The organism is Candidatus Symbiopectobacterium sp. NZEC135 (assembly GCF_025962695.1).
Genome location: NZ_JAGFPF010001143.1, coordinates 1 through 692 on the forward strand (window position 1 = coordinate 1; position 692 = coordinate 692).

Consider the following 692-nt stretch of genomic DNA (forward strand, 5'->3'; position numbering starts at 1 on the left):
CTATGGCCGTAAAGACTATATTTCAATCGACGCCCCAATGGCACGGGCATTGCTGAAAAAAGAACGCGACGAAGAGGTGAAAGTGAAAACACCGTCGGGCGAAAAAACCTGGTATGTAAACCTGATAACCTATACCGCGCCCGCGGAATGATCGCCTGGCCGCTTATTACCTACCTCGTCACCGTGGTGTTACGGGGCTGCAGGGCGCGACATTAACGGATATTGCAGGCCAATTTTGACCACGCCGTGCTGATAAGATAGACATCGCGGGTCAGCATTTCGAACTCCAGGATGTCATTTTCCCCAATCATCGTAACCGCGTCATCAGGTGCATTATCCTCCGGGTTTTTATCCAGAGTGACATTCTTGACTAACAGGCGATTTTCATTCCAAACGGAGTCAAAACTAAACGTGCGCTGTATAGTACGAGGAATATCGTCTTCACCAATAAACACACCATCAATAAAAATTAATGCGCGGTTTTTATCGCTTAAATAAACATTGACATCGTATTCTTTTCTTATTCTATATTTTTCATTCCCCTCTCTGACTCTCACCTCGCCACAACAAATCACCGGCTTGTGAAAAGACTGACGCTTAAAATAATAGGGCCCCACGAATAAAACCGTCACCAATAATAACAGGCTGAACCATACCATTTTATTGCCAAGGTTATTTTTCAACATAGGTTG

2 protein-coding genes are annotated in these 692 nt (G+C 44.7%); one reads left to right on the forward strand and one right to left on the reverse strand.

The features are described from left to right. On the forward strand, positions 1 to 151 hold a 151-nt coding region (locus J5224_RS32960; RefSeq protein ID WP_264629117.1), incomplete at its 5' end, for a GreA/GreB family elongation factor. Positions 152 to 212: 61 nt separating this feature from the next. On the opposite strand, the gene J5224_RS32965 is transcribed toward J5224_RS32960, so the two are convergent. Further along, a partial coding sequence (locus J5224_RS32965; protein WP_319802541.1) for a hypothetical protein occupies positions 213 to 692 on the reverse strand: 480 nt, incomplete at its 5' end.